Annotated in this window: 25 protein-coding genes; 7 read left to right on the forward strand and 18 right to left on the reverse strand. The window is 71.6% G+C overall.

The window, feature by feature from the left end:
* The first annotated feature begins 59 nt into the window (after positions 1-59).
* Positions 60-1700 (forward strand): sensor histidine kinase, encoded by a 1641-nt coding sequence (locus ABLE53_RS15890; protein ID WP_348859992.1) that lies wholly within the window; start codon positions 60-62, stop codon positions 1698-1700.
* On the forward strand, positions 1697-2365 hold the full coding sequence (locus ABLE53_RS15895) for a response regulator (protein ID WP_348859994.1): 669 nt from the start codon (positions 1697-1699) through the stop codon (positions 2363-2365). The genes ABLE53_RS15890 and ABLE53_RS15895 overlap by 4 nt, the downstream gene beginning before the upstream one ends.
* Here ABLE53_RS15895 and ABLE53_RS15900 read toward each other — a convergent pair.
* The 3 genes from ABLE53_RS15900 to moeZ form a co-directional block, all read right to left on the reverse strand.
* Complete coding sequence (locus tag ABLE53_RS15900) at positions 2362-2712, reverse strand: MGMT family protein (protein WP_348859995.1); 351 nt, start codon at positions 2710-2712, stop codon at positions 2362-2364. The two genes, ABLE53_RS15895 and ABLE53_RS15900, sit on opposite strands and share 4 nt — an antisense overlap.
* Positions 2713-2759: 47 nt before the next feature.
* Positions 2760-3620, reverse strand: coding sequence for a S1 family serine peptidase (locus ABLE53_RS15905; RefSeq protein WP_348859996.1), 861 nt, complete (start codon positions 3618-3620; stop codon positions 2760-2762).
* Between the two features lie 98 nt (positions 3621-3718).
* A complete protein-coding gene (gene moeZ / locus ABLE53_RS15910) occupies positions 3719-4966 on the reverse strand; it encodes an adenylyltransferase/sulfurtransferase MoeZ (protein WP_348859997.1) in 1248 nt (415 codons plus the stop codon).
* 186 nt (positions 4967-5152) lie between these two features.
* Here moeZ and ABLE53_RS15915 point away from each other — a divergent pair, with 186 nt between their 5' ends.
* The 3 genes from ABLE53_RS15915 (at position 5153) to ABLE53_RS15925 (ending at position 6535) form a co-directional block, all read left to right on the forward strand.
* The gene (locus tag ABLE53_RS15915) at positions 5153-5734 is read left to right on the forward strand and encodes a TetR/AcrR family transcriptional regulator (protein WP_425474890.1); all 582 of its coding nucleotides are present in this window, start codon (positions 5153-5155) and stop codon (positions 5732-5734) included.
* Positions 5735-5783: 49 nt separating this feature from the next.
* Positions 5784-6005: a DUF3107 domain-containing protein gene (locus ABLE53_RS15920; RefSeq protein ID WP_348859999.1), complete on the forward strand. Its 222-nt coding sequence runs from the start codon at positions 5784-5786 to the stop codon at positions 6003-6005.
* A 209-nt stretch (positions 6006-6214) separates the two neighbouring features.
* Complete coding sequence (locus ABLE53_RS15925; RefSeq protein ID WP_348860000.1) at positions 6215-6535, forward strand: hypothetical protein; 321 nt, start codon at positions 6215-6217, stop codon at positions 6533-6535.
* Between the two features lie 82 nt (positions 6536-6617).
* On the opposite strand, the gene ABLE53_RS15930 is transcribed toward ABLE53_RS15925, so the two are convergent.
* Positions 6618-7901 carry a peptidase C39 family protein gene (locus ABLE53_RS15930; RefSeq protein WP_348860001.1) on the reverse strand — a complete coding sequence of 428 codons (1284 nt, stop codon included), beginning with the start codon at positions 7899-7901 and terminating at the stop codon, positions 6618-6620.
* A 132-nt stretch (positions 7902-8033) separates the two neighbouring features.
* Complete coding sequence (locus ABLE53_RS15935) at positions 8034-8759, reverse strand: ferritin-like fold-containing protein (RefSeq protein ID WP_348860003.1); 726 nt, start codon at positions 8757-8759, stop codon at positions 8034-8036.
* A gap of 146 nt (positions 8760-8905) precedes the next feature.
* Here ABLE53_RS15935 and ABLE53_RS15940 point away from each other — a divergent pair, with 146 nt between their 5' ends.
* Positions 8906-10408, forward strand: a complete 1503-nt coding sequence (locus ABLE53_RS15940) for a DEAD/DEAH box helicase (protein ID WP_348860004.1) — start codon at positions 8906-8908, stop codon at positions 10406-10408.
* A 14-nt stretch (positions 10409-10422) separates the two neighbouring features.
* Here ABLE53_RS15940 and ABLE53_RS15945 read toward each other — a convergent pair whose 3' ends face one another.
* Positions 10423-11154: a L,D-transpeptidase gene (locus ABLE53_RS15945; protein WP_348860005.1), complete on the reverse strand. Its 732-nt coding sequence runs from the start codon at positions 11152-11154 to the stop codon at positions 10423-10425.
* Positions 11151-11966: a ParA family protein gene (locus ABLE53_RS15950; protein WP_348860006.1), complete on the reverse strand. Its 816-nt coding sequence runs from the start codon at positions 11964-11966 to the stop codon at positions 11151-11153. Before ABLE53_RS15950 ends, ABLE53_RS15945 begins: the two co-directional genes overlap by 4 nt.
* Before the next feature lie 61 nt (positions 11967-12027).
* Here ABLE53_RS15950 and ABLE53_RS15955 point away from each other — a divergent pair, with 61 nt between their 5' ends.
* Positions 12028-12831, forward strand: a complete 804-nt coding sequence (locus ABLE53_RS15955) for an SDR family NAD(P)-dependent oxidoreductase (RefSeq protein ID WP_348860007.1) — start codon at positions 12028-12030, stop codon at positions 12829-12831.
* Positions 12832-12835: 4 nt separating this feature from the next.
* On the opposite strand, the gene ABLE53_RS15960 is transcribed toward ABLE53_RS15955, so the two are convergent.
* The 11 genes from ABLE53_RS15960 to ABLE53_RS16010 all read right to left on the reverse strand — a co-directional run bounded on the left by ABLE53_RS15960 (position 12836) and on the right by ABLE53_RS16010 (position 23249).
* Positions 12836-13438 (reverse strand): MarC family protein, encoded by a 603-nt coding sequence (locus tag ABLE53_RS15960; RefSeq protein ID WP_348860008.1) that lies wholly within the window; start codon positions 13436-13438, stop codon positions 12836-12838.
* Entirely contained in the window at positions 13435-14310 is an 876-nt protein-coding gene (locus ABLE53_RS15965) for a PHP domain-containing protein (RefSeq protein WP_348860009.1), read from the reverse strand. The genes ABLE53_RS15960 and ABLE53_RS15965 overlap by 4 nt, the downstream gene beginning before the upstream one ends.
* Before the next feature lie 54 nt (positions 14311-14364).
* The gene (locus ABLE53_RS15970; protein ID WP_348860010.1) at positions 14365-15000 is read right to left on the reverse strand and encodes a DUF6758 family protein; all 636 of its coding nucleotides are present in this window, start codon (positions 14998-15000) and stop codon (positions 14365-14367) included.
* Positions 15001-15032: 32 nt separating this feature from the next.
* On the reverse strand, positions 15033-15587 hold the full coding sequence (locus ABLE53_RS15975) for a histidine phosphatase family protein (protein WP_348860011.1): 555 nt from the start codon (positions 15585-15587) through the stop codon (positions 15033-15035).
* Positions 15588-15634: 47 nt separating this feature from the next.
* Entirely contained in the window at positions 15635-17125 is a 1491-nt protein-coding gene (locus ABLE53_RS15980) for a peptide MFS transporter (protein ID WP_348860012.1), read from the reverse strand.
* A 64-nt stretch (positions 17126-17189) separates the two neighbouring features.
* Complete coding sequence (locus ABLE53_RS15985) at positions 17190-18239, reverse strand: MaoC family dehydratase (RefSeq protein ID WP_348860013.1); 1050 nt, start codon at positions 18237-18239, stop codon at positions 17190-17192.
* A gap of 28 nt (positions 18240-18267) precedes the next feature.
* Positions 18268-19431 (reverse strand): hypothetical protein, encoded by a 1164-nt coding sequence (locus ABLE53_RS15990; protein WP_348860014.1) that lies wholly within the window; start codon positions 19429-19431, stop codon positions 18268-18270.
* Positions 19432-19509: 78 nt separating this feature from the next.
* Positions 19510-20463, reverse strand: a complete 954-nt coding sequence (locus ABLE53_RS15995) for a glycosyltransferase family 2 protein (protein ID WP_348860016.1) — start codon at positions 20461-20463, stop codon at positions 19510-19512.
* Positions 20456-21646 (reverse strand): hypothetical protein, encoded by a 1191-nt coding sequence (locus ABLE53_RS16000; protein WP_348860017.1) that lies wholly within the window; start codon positions 21644-21646, stop codon positions 20456-20458. The genes ABLE53_RS15995 and ABLE53_RS16000 overlap by 8 nt, the downstream gene beginning before the upstream one ends.
* A gap of 106 nt (positions 21647-21752) precedes the next feature.
* Entirely contained in the window at positions 21753-21923 is a 171-nt protein-coding gene (locus tag ABLE53_RS16005) for a DUF5302 domain-containing protein (protein ID WP_348860018.1), read from the reverse strand.
* Between the two features lie 96 nt (positions 21924-22019).
* Entirely contained in the window at positions 22020-23249 is a 1230-nt protein-coding gene (locus ABLE53_RS16010; RefSeq protein WP_348860020.1) for an acyl-CoA dehydrogenase family protein, read from the reverse strand.
* Positions 23250-23305 lie beyond the last annotated feature (56 nt).

Consider the following 23305-nt stretch of genomic DNA (forward strand, 5'->3'; position numbering starts at 1 on the left):
CGCGCAAGTGGCGTTCTGCGCGTTCTGCTCGTCGCGTCCGCGCACCTAGACTTCGGATCGTGTTACGGACGTCACACGGCCGCCGGTGGGCGCTCAGCACCCAGGGGATCGCCCTCCTCGTCGCGCTGCTGCTGGCCGTGGTGCTGCTCCTGCTCGGCGGCGCAGCCGAGCTGGTCCACCGCGACCTGCAGCAGCAGTACGAGCAGCGCGCCCTCGCGATCGCCCGCAGCGTCGCCCAGCAGCCGGGGCTCGCCGCCGAGGTGACGGATGGCCGTCCCTCGCCGGACGGGCCGGTGCAGCGCGCCGCGGAGGCCGTCCGCCGCGCCACCGGGGCGCTGTACGTCGTGGTGACCGACGACCGCGGCGTCCGGTTCAGCCACAGCAACCCGGACAACATCGGCAGGCGCGTGAGCACCAGCCCCGACCGAGCGCTGGCCGGGCACGAGGTGGTCGTCGTGGAGCGCGGGACGCTCGGCCTCTCCGCGCGCGGCAAGGTCCCGCTCCGCGCCGCCGACGGCCGGGTCGTGGGCGAGGTGAGCGTCGGGATCTCGATGGGCGCGGTCAACGCCCGCACCTGGACCCTCGTGATGGTGCTCGGCCTCATCGCCCTGGGCGCCCTGGCGGTCGGCGTCGCCGGCGCGTTCACGCTCGGCCGGCGGCTGCGGCGCTCCACCCTCGGGCTCCAGCCGGAGGAGATGGCCGACCTGCTGCGCGAGCACGCCGCCGTCCTCGGCGGGGTGCGCGACGGTGTCCTCGCCGTGGACGCCGGCGGACGGGTCACCGTCGTCAACGACGAGGCCGCCCGGCTCCTCGGCGTACGCCCGCGGCGCGGGCAGACCCCGGAGGAGGCGGGCATCCCGGCCGTCGTACGCACGCTGCTGGAGCAGGAGGCGGCGCCCGCGGGCTCCGCCCTCGTCCTGGGCGACCACGTGGTCGTCGCCCACCGCCTCGAGGTCGAGCGCGACGGCCGCAACCTCGGCAGCGTGCTGACGCTGCGCGACCGCTCCGACCTCGACGAGGCGGCCAGGGAGCTCGAGGCGACCAGGGCCCTCACCGATGCGCTGCGGGCCCAGGCCCACGAGCACCGCAACCGGCTGCACGCGCTCGGCGGGATGCTCCACCTCGGCCGGGTCGACCGCGCCAAGGACTACCTCGAGGAGCTCCAGTACGCCGCCACCTGGGTTCCGGGCGTCGAGGATCCCTATCTCGCCGGCCTGCTCGCCGCGAAGTCGGCGGTCGCCTCCGAGGCTGGCGTACGCCTCGAGATCAGCCCGACGTCGTACGTCGGCGGGACGCTGACGGCCCCTCTCGACGTCGTCACGGTGCTGGCCAACCTGCTCGACAACGCGATCCGTGCCGCGGCCACCGGCGTACGCCGGCCGGCGACCGTCGAGGTGACGCTGCTGTGCGACGGCGGCGACCTCGTCATGCACGTCGCCGACAGCGGCGACGGGATCCGGCCCGACCTCGTCGACGCGGTCTTCGGCCACGGCGTGACGACGCGCGAGGTGGCCGCCTCCGAGCACGGCATCGGCCTGTCGCTGGCGCTCCACACCGCCCGGATCCACGGCGGCGACATCAGGCTGCTCGACGCCGGTGGCACCGGGGCCGATGCCGGCGGCGCGGTCTTCGAGGCCCGGATGGCCGGCGTCGTCCGGCCCCCCGTCGGCGCCGTCCCCACCGGGGAGGTGCCGTCGTGATCGGCGTACTCGTCGTCGACGACGACTTCAGGGTCGCCCGGCTGCACGCCGCGATGGTCGAGAGGGTGCCCGGGTTCGAGGTGCTCGGGCTGGCCCACTCCGCCGCGGACGCGCTCGCCTCGGCGGCGGAGCTGCGCCCGGACCTGGTGCTGCTCGACGAGTACCTCCCCGACCGCCGCGGCACCTCGATCCTGCGCGACCTCGACGCCGCCGTCATGGTCATCACCGCAGACAGCGACGGCCTCTCCGTCCGCCGCGCCGTCGCCCGGGGCGCCCTCAACGTCATCCTCAAGCCGTTCGGCTTCCCCGTCCTCGCCGACCGGCTCTCCGCCTTCGGCCGGTTCTGGGGACAGCTCGGCGGCGCCGGGACGCTCGACCAGGAGGCGGTCGACCGCTCGCTGGCGGTCCTGCACGAGGGCGACGCCCCCACCGCTCCCCTGCCGAAGGGCCGCTCGTCCGTCACGACCGAGGCGGTCATGGCCGCCCTGCGCGAGTCGGCGACGGCCCTGACCGCAGTCGGCGTCGCCGACGCGGTCGGGATCTCGCGGGCGACCGCACAGCGCTACCTCTCCGACCTCGCCCGCGCGGGCCGGGTCGAGCTGCGGATGCGCTATGGCACCACCGGGCGGCCCGAGCACGAGTACCGCTGGCTGGGGACCGCCTAGTCCACGCGTCCGTGCAGTCTCGGCAGCGGTCGATCCGACGCCGGAAGCCACAGCGCGGCGCGCAGGTCCACCGAGCCCGACGGCCGTAGCGGCGTGCCCTCCTCGAGGTAGGCCCGCCGGGCCTCGCCCTGGTGGGACGGCGGGAGCGAGCCGTCGGCGCGGACGACCCGCCACCACGGCACCGGGCCGCCGTGGGTCGCCATCACGTTCCCGACGAGGCGCGGCCCGCCGCCGTGGTCGTCGAGGAGCGCGTCGGCGATGGCGCCGTACGTCGTCACCCGCCCGCGGGGGATCCGCTCCACGATGGCGAGCACGGCCTCGACGTACTCCTCGCTGTGACGGGCCACGCGGGCAACCTACCGCCGCCCGGCGACGCCTCGTCGGACGAGCGCGCTCAGAGGACCGGGCTGAACGCCTTCGTGCCCTTGACGAGCGAGAGCCCCTTGATGCCGGAGTGGGTCTTGGCCCAAGCCAGCTCCTTGCTCAGGTCGCCGATGTTGTTGGACGCCGGGAGCGGTGCGAGGCCGAGAGTGGAGAGCACGCCGATCGCCTTCCCGTCGGCGCTCATGAAGCCGGAGCCGGAGTCGCCGGGGATGCCCGGGGTCACGGTGTAGAGCGGGTGCGACCAGCCGCCGTCGGCCGCGTCGTCACCGAGGCTGACACCGGTGTGCGGCGAGAGCGCGGAGACACCGGCCCGGAGGCTGGAGTTGCCGTAGGTGTAGACCCGGTCGCCGGTCGCGGTGCCGTTGGTGTCGATGCCGGTGGGGCCACCCCAGAACGGCACGGACGGGTTGACCTTGCCCTTGTCGGCCTTGGCGACCTTCACCAGCGCCAGGTCGTTGTAGGCGCAGGTGTTGGCGTTGGTCGTGCCGGCCTTCTGCATGGCGAGCCAGGAGGAGTACGCCAGCGTGCCGCGGCCGACGACCGTGCCCTCGTCGAGCACGCTGCCGCCCTCGTTGAACGTCACCGCGGTGCCGAGCGGGAGCGACTTGGTCGTGCAGCCGTCGGTGTCGGTCGAGGAGCCGGTGCCCGCGCAGTGGGCGGCGTACCCGACGTAGACGTTGCCGGCGGAGTCCTTGAAGACGAAGTTCGCCGTGCACTGCGCCCCGGCGGTGTACATCATCACGCCCGGGTGGATCTTGGCGGTGTCGGCGGGCGCCCATGCCGACGCGGGCTGTGCGGTGAGCGTGAGGGCAGCCAGGAGCGCTGCGGCAAACGCGACGGCGGAGACACGCACGGAGGTGGGGAGCTTCATTGCTGGGCCCTTCGTCTCGGGAGGAGGACAGAGGGCTCAACGACGACCGCCCGCCCGGCGTTATGCCGGACGGGCGGTTCGCTCGTGCGTACGCCGGATCAGTACGACGGCTGGGACGGGTCGATCTGGTTGACCCAGGCGACGACGCCGCCGCCGACGTGGACGGCGTCGGAGTAGCCCGCGCCCTTCGCGATCGCGAGCGCCTCGGCGGAGCGGACGCCGCTCTTGCAGTGCAGGACGAGCTGCTTCGAGCCGTTGCCGGTGAGGTCGCCGAGCTGGTCGAAGGCGTTGCCGTTGAGGAACTCGCCCTTAGGGATCAGCACCGAGCCGGGGATCTTGTTGATCTCGAACTCGTTGGGCTCGCGCACGTCCACGAGGACGAACTCGCGGCTGCCCTCCTCGCGCTCCTTGAGCATGTGCTCGAGCTGGACGACCGAGATCGTCGCACCGGCTGCGGCGTCGGCGGCCTCGACCGACACGGCGCCGCAGAAGTCGTCGTAGTCGATCAGCGAGGTCACCGTCGGGTTGTCGCCGCACAGCGCGCAGTTGGGGTCCTTGCGGACCTTCAGCTTGCGGTACTCCATCTCGAGGGCGTCGTAGATGGTCAGCTGGCCGACCAGCGGCTCGCCGATGCCGGTGAGCAGCTTGATCGCCTCGGTGACCTGGATCGAGCCGATCGAGGCGCACAGCACGCCCAGCACGCCGCCCTCGGCGCAGGAGGGCACCATGCCCGGCGGGGGCGGCTCCGGGTAGAGGCAGCGGTAGCACGGCGCGTCGGCGGCGGCCGCCTTCAGCTCCTCGTTGTCGGAGTTGCGCAGTCCGGCCGCGAAGACCGACGCCTGGCCGTCGAAGCGGTAGATCGAGCCCCAGACATAGGGGATCCCGAGGAAGTACGCCGCGTCGTTGACCATGTAGCGGGTCGCGAAGTTGTCGGTGCCGTCCACGATCAGGTCGTAGCCGGTGAAGATCCGCTCCACGTTGTCGTTGTCGAGCCGCTCGTTGTGCAGCACGACCTCGACGTACGGGTTGGTCTCCTTGATCGCGTCACGGGCCGACTCCGCCTTCGGGCGGCCGATGTCGGACTGGCCGTGGATGATCTGGCGCTGGAGGTTCGACTCGTCGACCTCGTCGAACTCCACGATCCCGATCGTGCCGACCCCGGCCGCGGCCAGGTAGAGCAGGGCGGGACTGCCGAGACCGCCGGCGCCGATGACCAGCACCTTCGCGTTCTTCAGCCGCTTCTGCCCGGCCATGCCCACGTCGGGGATGATCAGGTGCCGGCTGTAGCGGCGTACCTCGTCGATGCTGAGCTCGTCAGCGGGCTCCACGAGCGGTGGAAGGGACACAACTGCTCCTCGGGTCTGGCTCAAGGTGACTCCCGTACGAACGCGGGGCCACGGCTCCATTGTTCCCTCGCCCTCCGGGACCCTTGAACGCGTCCCGCGATCCGGAAGGTCGTGACCTCACAGTAATGTGACCCCGTGAGCACCGACCAGTACGACGTCGACACCGCCCGCCCCCGCGGCGCGCGCATGCCCCGCGTGGAGCGTCGTGCGCAGCTTCTGGACTCAGCCCTGGAGGTCTTCGTGGCCCAGGGCTACCACGCGGCGGCGATGGACGACATCGCCGAGCGCGCCGGCGTCTCGAAGCCCGTGCTCTACCAGCACTTCCCCGGCAAGCTGGAGCTCTACCTCGCGCTGCTGGCCAACTCCTGCGACCAGATCATCGACAAGTGCCGCGCCGCGCTGTCCTCCACGGACGACAACAAGGAGCGGGTGGCCCGCACGGTCGAGGCGTTCTACGACTACGTCGCGAGCGAGTCGGGGGCCTTCCGGCTGGTCTTCGAGTCCGACCTGACCAGCGAGCCGGCGGTGAGCGAGCAGATCGACCGGGTCACCAGCGAGTGCGCCGACATGATCGCGGAGGTCATCCGCGAGGACACCGGCCTGCCCGACCCGGCCTCGCGGCTGCTGGCCGTCTCCCTCGTCGGAATGGCCCAGGTCAGCTCGCGGTTCTGGCTCGAGGAGGACGGCGACCTGTCGCAGGCCGACGCCGCCGCGCTCGTCGCCGGGCTCGCCTGGCGGGGCATCCGGGGCTACCCCCGAGCCGAATGACCCCGGCCGACGAGCACTGATCATCAATCTGCCTGAAAGAGGAGGACCCGTGGAGGTCAAGATCGGCGTGCAGTACGCCACCCGCGAGCTGGTCGTCGAGACCGACGAGACCGCCGAGTCGGTCGAGAAGCTGGTTGCCGAGGCGATCAGCGGCTCGACCCTGTTCACGCTCGCGGACCAGAAGGGCCGCAAGATCGTCGTCCCGGCCGAGAAGATCACCTACGTCGAGATCGGCCCGCGCACGATCGGCCAGGTCGGCTTCCACGGCTGACCGGGGCGTACGCCGCGGGCACGCGGCCCGCTCCGATCACCCCTGCACCATCCGTCACAGGCGACGACGTCGAGGTTACTCGTCAGTCTGTTCGGTTCGGCGTGACGGTGCCGCGCCACGAGGTCCGTGATATTTCGTCCCCACAGGTGCATGATCAGGATCGGGAGGGGTCGAGGCCTTTCCCTCGGACCACCTGAAAGGGAAGCGCCATGGACATCTTGTGGACGATCATCGTCACCATCATCGGGGGCGTGATCATCGGGTCCCTCGGGAAGTTCTTCGCTCCGGGGAACCGCGACAACATCCCGTTCTGGCTCACCATCGTCTGCGGCATCATCGGCATGATCGTGGGCAGCCTGATCTACTACGCCATCTTCGGCACCGCGTCCAACGTGGAGGGCCGGTCCGGCTATGGCTGGGACAACACCACCAAGGGCATCGACTGGTGGAGGCACATCTGGCAGATCGTGGTCGCGGCCCTCGCGGTCATGGGGGCCTCGTTCGTCACAGGCCGCGACAAGCGGTCCTGAGAGGCAGGACCCGACATCGACAGCGGCCCCCGTCCGATCCGGACGGGGGCCGCTGTCGTCGTACGCTCGATGAGCCGTCAGCTCACCAGTTGGCCTCGCCCTTGGGCGGCTTCGGGAGCTTCACGCTCGCCGGGTGGATGACGTAGACGATCCGGCCCGAGTGCGACCAGGCCTGCTCGAACTGCGCGCGGTCGTAGGTGACCCGCACCTGGTCGTCGCTCGCGATGAGGTGGGAGGCGGGGTCGTTCATCACCGGGTTGCCGTCGGCGTCGAAGCCGACGAGCACCATCAGGTGGCCGTTCGTGCCGTAGCCGGCCCCGTCGAGCTCGCCCTTCTCGAACGAGAGGGAGGTGACGAGCGGGATCCCCTTCTTGATGAACTGCTCGGCCTCGGTGAGCGAGCGCAGCCGGGTCACGAACCCCTCGAGCCCGCGGCTGCCGGCGTACGCCGCGTTGAACGGCCAGTTGCCGGCGCCGTCGTAGGTGTAGTCGAAGACCGACCGCGCCGCGTGGTCGACCTGCGGGTCGGCGTACGACGGGTCGACCCAGGAGGTCTCCTCCGGCGTCGGCCCGGCGCCCCAGTAGTCGAGGACCATCGCCGTCGAGGTGGGGCTGCACCACGCCTCGCCGCCGTTGTCGTACTGCGGGTACTGGCCCTTGTGGATCTCCTGGGAGTACGTCGGCACGTCGAGCACGATCCCCTCGGCGCCGCCGAGCGGGGTGTCGGTCGGCGTGTCGTCGGGCACCGCGGAGGCCATCGCGCCGAGCATCGTGACCTTCGGGGTCGCGGTGGTCCCGGCCTTGCGGTAGAGCGTCAGCCGGAGCCGGTAGTCCTCCAGGGTGTGGTCGTTGCGGGTGGCGAACGTGTCGGTGTAGACCGTGCCGTCGTCGTCCTTCTGGCCGTCGACGGAGGTGCGGTGGAACCCCTCGTCGTAGGACGCCCAGCGGCCGAGGACATACCACTTGGTCTGCGCGCCGGTCTCCGTCGTACCGCTGACCTCCACCTGGATCCAGGTGCCGGCCGGGGTGGTGGCGTTCCACGACGAGACCAGCTCGGTGAGGCCGAAGGCGGTGCTCACAGTCGGCGAGAGCCAGGTGGCGTAGTCGTAGGTCACCGCGGAGCCGTCGCCGAACGGGTCGGTGTAGTCGAGCGTGCCGACGGGGCGGGCGATCCGCAGGGCGCCGTGGTCGACCACGGTGCCGTCGGACGTGCCGTGCTTGAAGCCGGGGGTCCCCTTCCACTGGTGGTAGGTGACATGGGTGTCGTACGCCGGCGCCGGGGCCGCCTCAGCCGCGACGGACATGGCGCCTCCGGCGAGCGGCAGGGCGAGGACGAGCGCGGCCGAGGCCGCAAGTTTTCGGAGCATCGGGGTCTCCCACGAGAAGATCGCGCCGCAGGAGCGGCTGACGAGACTGAACCTTCCGCACGCTATCCACCCCGGGGCCCCGTGTCACCGTCCCGGCGGCAACCGTCTCGGCGCCGGTCCTGGATCGCACGCTCAGTGGGCGAGGCCCAGGCGACCCATCCGCTCGACGTGGCGGTGGGTGATCCGGGTGAACATGTCGGCGACGGTGGTGAGGTCGAGACCGTCGATGTGGCCGCCGGCGAGCAGGTCGGAGAGGGCGTCGCGCTCGGCGGCGACGTGCTGGGCCTGGGTGAACGCCTCCCCCATCAGCCGTCGCCCCCACAGCGCGAGCCGGCCGGCGATCTTCGGGTCGGCCTCGATGCCGGCCCGGATCCGCTCGACGGCGAACTCGCTGCGCCCGGTGTCCTCGAGGGTGTCGAGGACGAGGCCCTTGGTGTCGCCGTCGAGGTAGGCCGCGATCTCGCGGTAGAAGTCGTTGGCGAGCCCGTCACCGACGTACGCCTTCACCAGGGACTCCCACCAGTCCGACGGCGCGGTGTGGGCGTGGAAGACGTCGAACGCCTCGCGGAAGGGCTCCATGGCGGCGTACGGGTCGACGCCGAGCTCCTTCAGCCGGGCCACCAGGGGCGGCACCTTGGCGTACTGCGCGCTCGCCATGCCGTGCAGCGCCACCTTGTCCGGGAGCGTCGGCGCCATCCGGCCGTCGGCGCTGAGCCGCTCGAACGCCGAGATCTCGCCGTACCCCACCGCGCCGAGCAGATCGATGACCGCGGCGCGGTAGACGGGATCCTCGAAGGAGGCCGAGGACGGCTCGGACGACGGGGGCACGGCGGCGTCAGGTCCCTGCGATGCAACCACGGGAGCACCCTACCGATAGACTCGGTCTCGAAGATTCCGCCCGAGCGGCTGTGCGACGAAGCCGCCGCCAGGGCACGACCGTATGTGCGCGGCGTGGCGCTTCCTTTCCCGTAGTGAGCAGCTCGCCGCACGAGGAAAGCGAAACTATGTCCAACACTGGGCCCACCTTCCGTGAGCTCGGGGTCCTCCCCGAGATCTGCGACGCCCTGGAGTCCAAGGGGATCACCACCCCCTTCGCCATCCAGGAGATGACCCTCTCCATCGCCCTCATGGGCACCGACCTGATCGGCCAGGCCCGCACCGGCACCGGTAAGACGCTCGCCTTCGGTATCCCCGTCGTGCAGCGCAGCGTGGCCCCGAAGGACCCCGACTACTCCGAGCTGCCGCAGGGCAAGCCGCAGGCGCTCATCGTGGCGCCGACGCGCGAGCTCGCGCTGCAGGTCTCCGCCGACGTCGAGCTGGCCGGCTCGCTGCGCGGGCTGCGCGTGCTGACGGTGTACGGCGGGGTCGGCTACGACACCCAGCTCGACACCCTCGAGTCGGGCGTCGACATCGTCGTCGGCACGCCGGGCCGCCTCATCGATCTGGCCAACCGCCGGGCGCTCGACCTCTCCCACGTGCACGCGCTCGTGCTCGACGAGGCCGACGAGATGCTCGACCTCGGCTTCCTGCCCGACGTGGAGAAGCTGCTCCGGCTCACCCCGGAGACGCGGCAGACGATGCTGTTCTCGGCGACCATGCCCGGCCCGATCGTGGCGATGGCGCGCACCTACATGCGCCACCCGATGAACATCCGGGCCGAGTCGTCGTACGAGAACGCGACCGTGCCGGCCACCGCGCAGTTCGTCTACCAGGCCCACGACCTCGACAAGCCGGAGATGATCGGTCGGCTGCTGCAGGCCGAGGACGTCGACAAGGTCATCGTGTTTGCGCGCACCAAGCGGCAGGCCCAGCGGGTCGCCGACGACCTCGCGGACCGCGGCTTCAACGCCGCGCCGCTCCACGGTGACATGCAGCAGGTCGCCCGCGAGAAGGTGATGAGCCGCTTCCGCGAGGGCAAGGTGCAGGTCCTCGTCGCCACCGACGTCGCTGCCCGTGGCATCGACGTGACCAGCGTCTCCCACGTCGTCAACTACACGACGCCGGACGACGAGAAGACCTACGTCCACCGCATCGGCCGCACCGGCCGGGCCGGCGCCTCCGGCGTCGCGGTCACGCTGGTCGACTGGGCCGACCTCCACAAGTGGAAGATGATCAACAAGGCGCTCGACCTGCCCTTCGACGACCCGCCGGAGACCTACTCCTCCTCGGAGCACTTCTTCCACGACATGGGCATCCCGAAGGGCACGAAGGGCCGCATCAAGGCCGCCCGCCCCGCCGAGTCGCAGCGCTCGGAGCGCTCCGGCCGGCCCGACCGGGGCGAGGGATCCGGCGACCGGCCGGCTCGCAAGAGCAGCCGCCCCCGTACGCGCACCCGCTCCCGCGGCGGCCAGGTCGTCGCCGAGGCCAGCGGGTCCGCGACCCCCGCCGAGCAGCCCGCCGAGGGCGGCACCGCGACCGAGGGCGAGAAGAAGCCCTCCCGCAACCGCCGCCGTCGCCGCCGCTCCGGTGGGTCCGGCGAGTCCGCCCCGGTGAGCGCCGACGCCTGACCCCGACCAGGCGGTCAGGCGGTGACGACCACCGTCGTGCCCAGCTGGGCGAAGTCCCACATCGCCTTCGCGTCCGCCTCCTTCTGGCGGATGCAGCCGTGCGACTGTGGCGTGCCGAGCTGCGCCACGGTCTGCAGCGGCAGGCCGTCCTTGACCGGGATGTCGTGGAAGCCGATGGCCGCGTTGACGCCGTGGGCGAAGCGTACGAACCACTTCATCGTCCCGGAGTCGTCGATGCCGACCGCGTTCTCGGAGCGCGAGTAGACCGAGTAGGTGCCCGGCTGGAGGTTGTCGGTGACGCTGCCCGACACCGGGTAGGTGCGCTGGACGTGGTTGCCGTCGTCGACGATCCACACCCGCTGACGGCTGAGCGAGAAGACCGCCCGCCGGCCGTAGCCCGAGTCGGCCGGCAGGGCCGTGTCGGTGTCGCCCGGGTCCGCCTGTGCCGACCGGTCCTGCCGGCGGGTCGGCTCGGTCGGGGTGGACTCCGTGGTGTCGGTCGGAGTCGCGGCGGAGTCGTCGCTGTCGGCGTACGTCGGCGTCGGGCTCGACGACGGCTCGGCCGTGGGTGCCGGCGCGGGGTCGGCCGCGACGTTCGAGGCCGGGTCGTACGCTGAGGGGTCCTCCGGGCTGCGGTGGATGACGCCGACGGCGCCCAACAGCGCCACGAGGACGACCAGCCCGGCCAGGCCCGTCAGCCCGATCCGCCCCCAGCGGGGCTTCACGTCGGCGCGATGCTTGCTCACCGGCTCGACTTCACCCGCTTCTGGCCCGACCTCTGCTTGGGCCGCGCCGCGCGCTCCACGAGGTTGGCCGCCACCTCGCGGTAGGCCTTGGCCCCCTTGCTGGACCGGGACGTGGCCAGGATCGAACGGCCGGCGGCGGGCGCCTCCGCGAACTTGATCGTCTTCGGGATCGGCGGCTCCACCACCTCGAGGTCGTAGGTGTCCGAGATGGTCTCGAGCACGGTGCGGGAGTGGTTGGTCCGGCCGTCGTACAGCGTCGGCAGGACACCCCACACCTCCAGCCCGCGGTTGGTGAACCGGCGTACGTCGTGGACGGTGTCGAGCAGCTGCCCGACACCGCGGTGGGAGAGCGTCTCGCACTGTAGCGGGACGAGTACGCCGTCGGCGGCCGTCAGCGCCGCGACCGTCAGCACGCCGAGCGACGGCGGGCAGTCGAGCAGGATCCAGTCGTAGCCGTCGCCGGACTCCTGGAGCATCTCCAGCGACGACTTCACGGCGTGCTCGCGCCCCGTGCGGGTCAGCAGGTCGGCCTCCGCACGCGCGAGCTCGATGGTGGCGGGCAGCAGGTCGACGCCCTCGTCGGTCTCGAGGATGACGTCCTCGGGGTCGACCCCCTTGGTGAGCACCTGGTGGACGGAGACCTCGAGGTCCTCGGGGTCGATCCCGAGGGAGAACGTCAGGCACGCCTGGGGGTCGAGGTCGACGAGCAGCACCGAATGACCGAGCTCGGCGATCGCCGCGCCGATGGACGCGACGGACGTGGTCTTGGCGACGCCGCCCTTCTGGTTGGCGACCGCGAGCGTGGTGGTCATCGAGGCCCATCATGCCCGACCTACCGCGGGTACCTGGGAAGGTGGTGCCACACTCGGTCGCATGTCGCAGCAGCCCTCCCCCACCGACGACACCGCGGCCGACGGCCGCCCCACCGCCCTGGTCACCGGCGCGACCGCCGGCATCGGCCTCGCCTTCGCCCGGCAGCTCGCCGAGCGCGGCTACGACCTGGTCCTGGTCGCCCGCGACGAGAAGCGGCTCGAGTCGGTGGCCGAGGAGCTCCGCTCGTCGTACGACGTCCGGGCGGAGGTCCTGCCGTCCGATCTCGCCGACCGGGCCGAGCTCGCCCGCGTCGAGCAGCGGCTCGCCGACGACTCCCGTCCGGTCGACCTGCTGGTCAACAACGCCGGCTTCGGGCTGAAGCACCGCTTCCTCACCAACACGATCGACGAGGAGAACGCCATGCTCGACGTCCTCGTCGTCGCCGTGCTGCGGCTCTCCCACGCAGCGCTCCGCTCGATGACGACCCGCGGGCGCGGCGGCATCATCAACGTCTCCAGCGTGGCCTCCTACCTCCCCCGCGGGACGTACGCCGCCGCCAAGGCCTGGGTCAACAGCTTCTCCGAGTGGGCCCACCACGAGTACCGCCCCGCCGGCGTGAGGGTGATGGCGCTGCTGCCGGGCTTCACCAGGACCGAGTTCCACGAGCGGATGGGCGTGGGGCGCGGCTCCGCGCCGGGCTTCCTCTGGCTCGACGTGGACCGGCTCGTGCGCGACGCGCTCGACGACTACGACAAGGGCAGGGCGCGCTCGGTGCCGTCACCGCAGTACAAGGCGATCGCCGCGACGGCCCGTCTCGTCCCGGGCCGGGTGCTGCAGCGGTTCCAGTCGCTGGGGCGGAAGTAGCAGCTCAGGCGTCGCCCGTGATGAACGCGCGTACGGCGTCGGCGACCATCTGCACGGCGATGGCCGACAGCAGCAGGCCGGCAATGCGGGTCACGAGCAGGACCCCGGACTCGCGGATGAGCCGCAGGATCGGCAGCGAGAACCGCATCGCCGCCCAGAGGACGACGTGGACGGCGACGAACGCCAGCACCAGCGCGAGGCCGTCGCTGAACCCGTCGGCCTGGCGCGCGAAGACCATCGTCGCGACGATCGCGCCGGGTCCCGCCAGCAGCGGCGTGCCGAGCGGGACGAGGGCGACGTTGGTGCCGGTCTGCGCGGTCGGGACCTCCTCGTTGTCGGTCAGCAGCTCGAGGGCCACCAGCAGGAGCAGCAGGCCACCGGCGCACTGCAGCGCCGGCAGCGAGATCCCGAGGTAGTGCAGGATCCCCTGCCCGAACAGCGCGAAGACCGCGATCACGAAGAAGGAGACCAGCACCGCCTGCCAGGCCGCCTTGCGGGAGGACTCGGCCGACCGGCCGGCGGTGAGCGAGAGGAAGATCGGGATCGTCCCGACCGGGTCCATGATCACGAACAGCGTCACGAACGCCGAGACGGCCAGAGAGGTCACCTCACGACCTCGGGCGTACGCCGGCCGGAGGCCGCGGCGGCAGCGGAGGCGCGCTCGCGGAGGCGGGCGTACTCGTCGGGGTGGGTCGTGTTGACGCCGAGGTCGTGGTCGAGCTTCCCCGCGCCGTGGTAGTCGCTGGACCCGGTCGCGACCAGGTCGAGCTCGTGGGCGATCGCGCGCAGCTTCTCGCGGGTCTCGGGGGTGTGGTCCTGGTGGTCGACCTCGATGCCGGTCAGCCCGACGTCGACGAGCCTGGCGAGCTCCTCGGCGTCGGGGCGCTCGCGGCCGCTGCGGCCCCACGGGTGGGCGATGACGGTGACGCCGCCTGCCTCGGCCACGATGCGGATCATCGTCTCGAGCGGGGTGGCGTACCTGCCGACGTACGCCGGCCGGCCGGCGCTCAGGTAGCGCTCGAACGCCTCGTCGCGGTTGCGTACGACGCCCTTGCGCACCAGCGCGTCGGCGACGTGCGGCCGCCCGGACGCCGCGGCCTCGGCGGAGCCGGCGAGCACGTCGGCGACGGTGATGTCGATCCCGAGCTCCTGCAGCCTCTCCACCATCCTCGGCAGCCGCCCGTCGCGTCCGCCGAGGATGCGGCCGAGCTCCTCGACCAGCGGCGGGTACGCCGGGTCGGGGAGGTAGGCGAGCAGGTGGACGCCGTGGCCGTCGTGCTTGGTGCTGATCTCCATGCCGCGGACGAGCTCGAGGCCGGTCTCCCGGGCGGCGGCGACCGCCTCGTCCCAGCCGTCGGAGGTGTCGTGGTCGGTGAGCGCCACGACGTCGAGACCGGCCGCGTGCGCCTTCCGCACCAGCTCGGCGGGCGAGTCGGTCCCGTCACTCACACGGGAGTGGGTGTGGAGGTCGATGCGCACGCGTCACAGGCTAACGACGGACCCTGCCCGTGACCGAGTCGTGACCACCTGGCATCACCAGCTGCCGCTGCGGCCGCCGAACGGCAGCTCCACGAGCGAGACACCCATGCCCGAGACGTCCCGGAGGATCCACTCGTCGCGCAGCAGCAGCATCGCCGAGGCCGGGCGCAGGATGAGCCACAGCCAGCGGCCGCCGGCCTCGCCGACGACGACCGAGCGGTCCCACTCCCCCTCGCCACTGGTGGAGACCGGCCAGAGCGAGACCTGCTGGCTGCCGATCCGCAGCTTGGCGGTCGCGGGTCCGTCCCCGAACTCCGGTCCCGGGTCGTCGCCGATCGTCCCCGCGACCCTCGCCCCGAGGCCGACCCCGGCCTCCTCGGCGACGATGATCGCCTCGACCGGGCCGTCGAGGTCGCTGGTGCCGGCCACCGTCGTCAGCGTCGCTGTGGCGTCCTGGGCACCGCCGACGACGGCGAAGTCGGTGACCTCCCAGCCCGGCCCGAGCGGCCACGGGAGATACGTCGGGAACGACCCGGCCATCGTGAGGTGGTCGACGAAGTCGTCGTACGACGGCTCGTCGCTCCGCCACACCGGCCTCACCAGGCCGTGCTCGGGGCAGGACCAGACCCCGTCCGTGCCGGTCCGCGCGACCGGTGTCGGACAGCGCGGGCATCCGGCCGCGAGAGACACGTCCCCCACCGTGGCGTGAGCGCCGCCGCGGGTCAAGAGTTCCAGTGCACGACGACCGGCTGGCCACGGTCCTCGCCCAGCACCGACAGCGTCGCGGTGCCGAGCCAGAAGTTGCGGCCCGCGCTGACGGGCTCGCCCAGCCAACGGGCCGCGAGGGCGCGCAGGCTGTGGCCATGGGCGAAGACGAGCGTGTCACCCCCGCGCGCCCGCGCCGCGGCGACCACCCGGTCCAGCCGCTCCGCCACCTGCCCGGGGGTCTCCCCGCCGGGGGTGTAGCCGTCCCAGATCGACCAGCCCGGGTCACGCTCGTGGATCTCGTCGGTCGTGATGCCCTCGTACTCGCCGTAGTCCCACTCGGCGAGGTCCTCGTCGACCACCGCGTCGGGGAAGCCGGCCAGCTCGGCCGTACGCCGGGCGCGCAACCGCGGCGAGGTCAGGACGGCTGTGAACTCGCGGCCGGCGAGCCGTGGCGCGAGGTCCTTCGCGGCCGTCTCGCCCTCCGGGAGCAGCGGTAGGTCGGTGGTCGAGGTGTGGCGTCCCGACAGGCTCCACTCGGTGGTGCCGTGCCGCACGAGATACAGACCCATGGGTCGAGTGTGGCAGGAGGCACCCGGCGACCCTCCGTGGGCGCCCCTCAGTGCACGCCCGACATGAGGGCGCGGATCGGCCGCGTGCAGGCGATCAGTACGCCGCCGGCGACGACCGCCACCAGCCCGACCCAGAGGAAGAACGGCTCCTCGTTCGCGGGGTCGTAGGCCGACGCCAGCCGGCCGGACATCGCCGTACCGAGCGCGACGGAGAGGAAGAACAGGGCCACCATCTGGGTCCTGAACCGCTCCGGCGCGAGCTTGGTCGCGAGCGAGAGCCCGACCGGCGAGAGCAGCAGCTCGGCCACCGTGAAGACCAGCAGGATCCCGGCCAGGCCCAGCAGCGGCACCGAGTGCGGTCCGGTCGGCATCGCCAGGAACACCCAGAAGGCGAGCCCCATCACCAGCGTCCCGAGGCCGAACTTCACCGGCGTCGACGGCTGCCGCTCGCCCAGCTTCGTCCACAGCGCCGCGAAGACGCCGGCGAGGACGATGATGTAGACCGGGTTGATCGACTGGACCCACGACACCGGCATCTCCCAGCCGAAGAGGTTGCGGTCCAGCCGCTGGTCGGCGTAGATCGTCACGACCGTGAACTGCTGCTGGTAGAGCGACCAGAAGACCGCGCTCGCCACGAACATCGGCACCATCGCCCACACGCGGCGCCGCTCGACGCCCGTGATGTGCCTGCTGGCGAGGATGACGGCGAAGTAGGCCACCGCGGCGACCCCGCTCACCCAGATGACGATGTCGGAGAGCCGCTCGGCGGTGATGACGTGCGCGAGGCACAGCACGACGACCACGGCGGCCGCCAGCACGGCCCCGCCGGCGTACGCCGCCCGGCCTGAGGCCGGGAGCGGGTCGGGGACGCGGTGGGTCTCCGCGGGGAGGCCGCGGCGGCCGACGGCGTACTGCGCCAGGCCGGCGGCCATCCCGACCGCGGCCAGGCCGAAGCCTGCGTGGAAGCCCCAGTCCTTCTGGAGCAGCCCGGTGAGCAGCGGGCCCACCAGGGCGCCGAGGTTGATGCCCATGTAGAACAGCGAGAAGCCGGCGTCGCGCCGCTCGTCGTCGGCGGCGTACAGCGAGCCGACGAGCGAGGTCGCGTTGGCCTTCACCCCGCCGCTGCCGAGCGCGATCAGCACCAACCCGACACCGACACCGGCCAGGCCCGGCACGACGGCCAACGCGATGTGGCCGAGCATGACGACCGTTGCCGAGGCGAAGAGGGTCCGCTCCGCGCCGATCAGCCGGTCGGCGAACCAGGCGCCGAGGATCGTCGCGAGATAGACCGCGCCGCCGTACGCCCCGACGATGCCGGCGGCGACGCCCTCGTCGATGCCGAGGCCGCCGCGGGCGGCGGAGTAGTAGAGGTAGATCAGGAGGATGCCCTGCATCCCGTAGAAGCTGAACCGCTCCCACATCTCGACGCCGAAGAGGTTGGCGAGGGTCCAGGGCTGGCCGAAGAACGTGCGCCCGGTCGAGGTGGCCGGGCTCGTGCTCGCAGGCGTCTCCCGATCGGAGATCCGCTGTTCAGTCACTCGTTCGAGGCTGCCATGGCGGTCTGGACCACCTCAAATCGGCGGCCGCGCAGGTCAGCGCGGGTCAGCGCGGGACAAGCGCCCAGTAGTCGAGGTCGAGGAGTACGCCGGCGGCGTACGTGCCGTCCTCGCCCCGCAGTGTCATCGACTCGTCGCGGCCCTTCGTGGCGACCAGACGGAGCCGGAGCGCCCCCACGCCGGGCGCAGGCGTCTCGGCCTTGTCGAGGACCTCCGACCACGCGTAGACGGTGTCGCCGGCGAAGGCCGGGGCGGTGTGGGCGCCGGCGTTGATGGCGGCGATCAGCTGGGCGTTGGCGAGGCCGTTGAACGACAGAGCGCGGGCGAGCGAGATGACGTGCCCGCCGTACACCAGCCGCCTCCCGTCGGGGCGGGCGTCGGTGTTGAAGTGCACCTTCGCGGTGTTCTGCCACAGCCGGGTCGCCATCATGTGCTCGGCGTCGGTGAGCGTCACCCCGTCGACGTGGTCGATCCGCTCGCCGACCTCGTAGTCGTCGAACCGGTGCGGCTCCCCGGCCGCGGCGACGTCGTACGCCGTGAAGTCGAGCCCCTCGGGGACGACGAGGTCGCTCGCGGGGACGGACGCCGCCAGGTCGGGTATGACGGTCTCGGGCGCCGGCGCCGACTGGTCGCGCTTGTGCACCATCACCCAGCGGGCCCAGTCGATGGCGACCTCGCCGCGCTGGTTGGTCGCCGTGGACCGGACGTAGACCACGCCGGTCCTCCCGTTGGAGTTCTGCTTGAGCCCGATGACCTCGGACTCGGTGGACAGCGTGTCGCCCGGGACGACCGGCCGGTGGAACCGGCACTCGGCGTAGCCGAGGTTGGCGACGGCGTTGAGCGAGACGTCTGGGACGGTCTTGCCGAAGGCGATGTGGAACGCGATCAGCTCCTCCACCGGGTGCGCGGCGAGGCCGACGGACGCCGCGAAGGCGGCTGAGGAGTGGATCGCGAACCGGGTCGGGTAGATGGCGCCGTAGAGCGCCCGGTCGCCCTCGGTGACGGTCCGCGGGGTCGCGTGCCTGATCACCTGGCCGACGGTGAAGTCCTCGAAGAAGTTGCCCGGATCCGTCTTGGAGACAGCGGTCTTGCTCATGACGTCCTCTCGATGGCGCTGATACCGGTCAGTAACCGTAGCGGTCGACTCGTCGGGCGGGCGTGGCCTGTCGGTAGGAGCGCTCGACGAGGTCCGCGAGGCCGCGTACTGCGGCCGTCGCGGCCTCCTCCGGGTCCTCGAGCCCGGCGAGCTCGTCCGGGCCGCCGACCTCGCCGACCTTCCGCCGGAACCGGCGGTACGCCATGACCGCCGCGGCGGCGACGAGGTCCACGTCCACGGCCGAGGCGTCGACGCCCTTCACCGGCACCGGCTCGAGGTCGGACCAGTCGCCGTGGAGCACCGGGTCCTGCCCGCGCAGGATCGTCGTCATGCCTTCGGCGTGCTCCCGGACCCAGTCGTGCACGGGCAGGCCGAGACGCGGGTCCTCGACGCCGAGCCTCGGCATGATCGACTTCGCGAGCACCCTCTTGCGGAGCCTCTGACCGAGCGGGAACCTCATCCCGCGCTCGTCGAGGAGCGCGTTCATCCGGCGCAGCACCTCCGTGGAGGCCGCCCCGAGTGACGCGTTCCCACGGCGGGCGGCCTCGAACCCGCCGGGGTCGAATGCGGCCACCTCGGCGAAGCGCTCGAGCAGGAGCGTCGGCGCGGCGCCCGGATGGGGGACGGTGACGACGTGCACGCGTCCGGCCCGGGACCAGCGCCGGCCGAGCCGGGCCGCGCCCTGCTGCCGCCAGAACGTCCTCGCCGCGGCCGGCAGCTCCTCCCGCGGCCCGTCCCAGGTCCCCGGCCGGCCGAGCTCGACGCCGCGGAGGTACTCGCCCCAGGTCCAGGCACGGCCGTTCTGCACGGTCTCCTGCCACATGGCGACGATGCTGCGGTTGAGGTCGCGCAGCGTGAGGACGACCTCGACGGGCCCGAGATCCTCCGCGATCCGGTCGATCTGGCGCGGGCCGGCGGGGGCGAGCATCTCCGAGGAGATCACCACCGTGCCCGGCCACTCGCGGCTCTCCCGGACGAGGCGGTCCCAGGTGCCGCGCAGGTCGCGGGCCGCCCCGTCGGTCTCGCGTCCGAGCGCGTTGAGCGCGGCGGCCTGGTGGGCACCGGCCCGCTCGCCCGCCGGCAGCAGCACCCCCTGGTCGGCCAGCCGGGTGCGGTTGACCCGAAGCGTGTCCTGGAGGTACGTCGTCCCGGACTTCATCGCCCCGACGTGGAGCACGACCCGCTCGGCCACCGGTCCCCTTCTCGTCGTCTCGTCTCCCCCGACCGCCGGACAGTGTAAGCGGCGGGCGGTACGCCGCCGGCGGTCGCGTCAGACGATGCCGTGCAGCCGCTCGGGGACCCGCACGAGCGGACTCCGCTTGAGCACGCGGACCTGCCCCTGCCGTGGCGCCCGGTAGAGGTCGCCCTCCTGGATCACCAGCGTCGAGAGGTCCACCGTGGTGGGATCGAACTCGGGCACGTCCTCGCGGCGTACGCCGGCGGTCGCCTGCGCGACCAGGTCGACGAGGTCCTGGCCCGTCTCCGACCAGGAGCTGTTCTTGCCGCGGCCCTCCGACATGGCCATCGCGTTGCGGCGGTCGGCCTGGCGCCGGAGCGCGTCCTGGTCGGCGAACTTGAAGTGCACCATGAAGAGCTCGGGGTCCGGCTGGTACGGCGCCATGACGCCGTGGGAGGCGGCCGCCCACGGGCTGCTCACCCGCTTGAGCGCGGGCTTGCACATGACCGGGGCGAACTTCGCGAAGGAGCGCTGGCCGAGGATCGGACGGCTCGGGTGGAGCGGTCCCTCCAGGCCCGGGTGGTGCACGACGTTGAGCGCCAGCGGGGCGAGGACCGGGACCTCGCGGCGTGCCCGGAGGTAGGGCCGGAGGCCGTCGTGGAGCTTCGGGTCGGGGATGATGAACTCGTCGACGTCGGTGAACACCACGACGTCGTAGGTCTGCAGGAGCCCCTGGGCGACGCCGCTGACCAGCTTGATCCGGCTGGCCTCGAACCGCCCGGGCCGGAAGCCCGGGATCCGCTGCACCGTGCAGGGCAGCCGGTCCGTGCTGCCGTCGGAGCTGTTGTCGTCGAAGACGATGAGGTTCTCCACGCCGACCTGGCCGCCGTAGTAGCCGACCCAGCGGTGCAGCATGTCGCCCTCGTCGCGCGCGACCGTCAGCACGGCGACACGCGGGCCCCGGGCCGGGGCCGGCCGACGCCCGCGCAGCCGCCTCACCACCGGTCGGAGCATCGGGCGGAGCGTCTCGCGCAGCTGGTCAGGCATGGACCTGCGCCCGCTCCGGCGCCGGGGTGGATGCGGGCCTGCGCGAGGGCCTGCGCACGTACCACTCGACGAGGTGGGCCAGCGCGTTGGTCGACTCGGTGACGAGCGCGGCCGGGTCGGTCGCCTCCGGCGCCCACTCGGGTACGGCGTCGGTCGTGAGGGCGGCGAGGATCCTCGAGAGGCCGCGGTAGCCGTCGACGGCGGCCGCCGCGACCTGGTCCGGCGTCACCTCCGACGGGTGGATCCCGTCGACCTGGGTGGGCTCGAGGTCGGCCCAGTCGCCGTGGAGCCTGATGCGCTGTCGCTTCAGGCTGCGGACCATGAAGCGGGCGTACGGCGCCACCCACGGCAGCAGCGGGGCACCGATCCGCGGCTCCTGCCCTGCCCGCTCGGGCAGAACCGACTTGGCGAGGTGCCGCTTCCGGACCCCGATGCCGGCCGGGAACCGCATGTCACGCTCGTCGAGGGCGAGGTTCATCAGCCGCAGCGCCTCGGTGGAGGCGGCACCGAGGGAGGTGTTGGCCCTGGCAGCAGCCTCCAGTGTGGTGTGGTCGAAGCCGACGACATCGGCGAACCGGCTCATGAGCAGGTCGGCGGGGGCGCCCGGATGCGGCACAGTGACCAGGTGGACCCGCCCGACCTTCGACCACAGGTTCGCGAGGCGTACGGCGTTCTGCTGGCGCCAGAAGGTCTGGCTCGCCTGCGAGACGTCCGCGGGCGTACGCCCCCGCCGCGGGCGACCGCGCTCGACGTCGGCGATGTAGTCGTCCCACAGCCAGCTGCGGCCGTTCTGGATCGACTCCTGCCACATCGCGGGGATCGTGCGGTTGAGGTCGCGGAGGGTCACGACGACGTCGATCTTCGTCCGGCCGAGGCTCTCGGCGATCCGCTTGATCTGCCGCGGCCCGGCGGGCGCCAGCAGCTCCACCGAGATCACCGCCGTCCCGCTCCAGTCGCGCACCTGGTCGGCCAGCTTGGCCCAGTTGCCGGCGACGCTGCGGCCGGTCGGGTGGTGCTCGAGACCGAGGACGTCCAGGACGCCGTCGACCTGTCTGCCCCAGCGCTTCCCGGGCAGCAGGACGCCACGGTCGGCCAGGTGGTCCCGGTTGGCGTAGAGAGCGGCTTGGAGATAGGTCGTTCCGGACTTCATCGCCCCGATGTGGAGCACTACTCTCTTGGCCACCGCGTTCCTTCTTGCCCGTCGTCGAGATCGGGCCCAGTGTAAGGACTACAGGGGTCCTCTCGGCGCCAGGCTGGTGAACGACACGTGGACAACGTGCCCGACGTCGTCAGGAGCCTCCGCCGCCGGCCTTGCGGCGGTGCATCTTCGGTGCCCCACCCACGACCTCGGAGCCGTGCGCCTTCTCCTTCGCGTCGGCGGCCTCGGCGTGGGCGTGCGAGGAGGACTTCTTCTTCTCCAGTGCCTCCCGCATCTTCGCCTTCAGGTCGTCGTTCGTCATCGCGTCCTCCACTGGTGACCGACCGGTTGTGCAAACGGCCGAGGTGCCTGGGTCTCCACCCTGACACCTCGGCCGTCACAAATCGACCCGAAAAGCTCAGCCCTTGGCGGCGTACGCCTTCAGCATCTGGCGGCCGATGATCATCTTCTGGATGTCGGAGGTGCCCTCGCCGATGAGCATGAACTTGACCTCGCGCATCAGCCGCTCGATCTCGTACTCCTTGGAGTAGCCGTAGCCGCCGTGGATCCGGAAGGAGTCCTCGACGACCTCGTTGGCGTACTCGCTCGCGAGCATCTTCGCCATCCCCGCGTCCACGTCGCTACGCTTGCCGGCGTCCTTGAGCCGGGCGGCGCGGACCATCATCGCGTGGGAGGTCTCCACCTTGGTCGCCATCTCCGCGAGCCGGAACAGGATCGCCTGGTGCTGCGCGATCGGCTTGCCGAAGGTCTGCCGCTGCTGGGCGTAGGCGATGCCGAGCTCGAAGCCCCGGATGGCGAGCCCGCAGGCCCGCGCGGCCACGTTGACCCGGCCCACCTCGACCCCGTCCATCATCTGGTAGAAGCCCTTGCCCGGCTCCCCGCCGAGGATCTGGTCGGCCGGGATCTGGTGGCCCTCGAACACCATCTCGGTGGTGTCGATGCCCTTGTAGCCCATCTTGTCGATCTTGCCCGGCACCGTGATCCCGGGAGCCACCTCGCCGAAGCCGGGCTCCTTCTCGACCAGGAAGGTCGTCATCTTCTTGTAGACCGAGGCCGCGTCCTCGTCCGCCAAATGGTCTGTCCGTGTCAGCACCGCCACCAGGTTGGACGAGCCGCCGTTGGTCAGCCACATCTTCTGGCCGGTGATGGAGTACGACTCCGGAGCTCCGGTGGTTGAGCGTGTCGAAACCGTCGCCTTCGTCGACACCGCCGACACGTCCGAGCCCAGCGAGGGCTCCGACATCGAGAACGCGCCGCGGACCTCGCCGGTCGCCATCCGGGGGAGGTACTTCTGCTTCTGCGCCTCGGTGCCGTGCTGCATCAGCATGTAGGCCACGATGAAGTGGGTGTTGATCACGCCGCTGACGCTCATCCAGCCGCGCGCGATCTCCTCGACGCACAGCGCGTAGGTCAGCAGCGACTCCCCGAGCCCGCCGTACTCCTCCGGGATCATGATCCCGAAGATCCCCAGCTCCTTGAGCCCCTCGACGATCTCGGTCGGGTACTCGTCCTTGTGCTCGAGGTCCTGGGCCACCGGGATGATCTTCTCGTCCACGAACTGGCGGACCGTCTTCAGGATCTCCTCCTGGATGTCGGTCAGGCCGTCGGTCTCGGCTAGGCGACCCATGCGTGCTCCTCGATGAGTGGTGGTCGGGACCCTCGGAGGTTATCGTCCGTTAACGC

Origin of the sequence: Nocardioides asiaticus (assembly GCF_040049175.1) — a bacterium.
Classification (GTDB): Bacteria; Actinomycetota; Actinomycetes; order Propionibacteriales; family Nocardioidaceae; genus Nocardioides; species Nocardioides cheoyonin.

What these genes read in the sequence shown, in the direction of transcription:
- ABLE53_RS16005 (WP_348860018.1), bottom strand. Translation starts at nt 21,923, where the DNA reads ATGACGAACGACGACCTGAAGGCGAAGATGCGGGAGGCACTGGAGAAG.
- ABLE53_RS16010 (WP_348860020.1), bottom strand. Translation starts at nt 23,249, where the DNA reads ATGGGTCGCCTAGCCGAGACCGACGGCCTGACCGACATCCAGGAGGAG.
- ABLE53_RS15925 (WP_348860000.1), top strand. Translation starts at nt 6,215, where the DNA reads ATGGACATCTTGTGGACGATCATCGTCACCATCATCGGGGGCGTGATC.
- ABLE53_RS15955 (WP_348860007.1), top strand. Translation starts at nt 12,028, where the DNA reads ATGTCGCAGCAGCCCTCCCCCACCGACGACACCGCGGCCGACGGCCGC.
- ABLE53_RS15905 (WP_348859996.1), bottom strand. Translation starts at nt 3,620, where the DNA reads ATGAAGCTCCCCACCTCCGTGCGTGTCTCCGCCGTCGCGTTTGCCGCA.
- ABLE53_RS15940 (WP_348860004.1), top strand. Translation starts at nt 8,906, where the DNA reads ATGTCCAACACTGGGCCCACCTTCCGTGAGCTCGGGGTCCTCCCCGAG.
- ABLE53_RS15930 (WP_348860001.1), bottom strand. Translation starts at nt 7,901, where the DNA reads ATGCTCCGAAAACTTGCGGCCTCGGCCGCGCTCGTCCTCGCCCTGCCG.
- ABLE53_RS15950 (WP_348860006.1), bottom strand. Translation starts at nt 11,966, where the DNA reads ATGACCACCACGCTCGCGGTCGCCAACCAGAAGGGCGGCGTCGCCAAG.
- ABLE53_RS15985 (WP_348860013.1), bottom strand. Translation starts at nt 18,239, where the DNA reads ATGAGCAAGACCGCTGTCTCCAAGACGGATCCGGGCAACTTCTTCGAG.
- ABLE53_RS15995 (WP_348860016.1), bottom strand. Translation starts at nt 20,463, where the DNA reads ATGCCTGACCAGCTGCGCGAGACGCTCCGCCCGATGCTCCGACCGGTG.
- ABLE53_RS15915 (WP_425474890.1), top strand. Translation starts at nt 5,153, where the DNA reads ATGCCCCGCGTGGAGCGTCGTGCGCAGCTTCTGGACTCAGCCCTGGAG.
- ABLE53_RS15975 (WP_348860011.1), bottom strand. Translation starts at nt 15,587, where the DNA reads ATGGGTCTGTATCTCGTGCGGCACGGCACCACCGAGTGGAGCCTGTCG.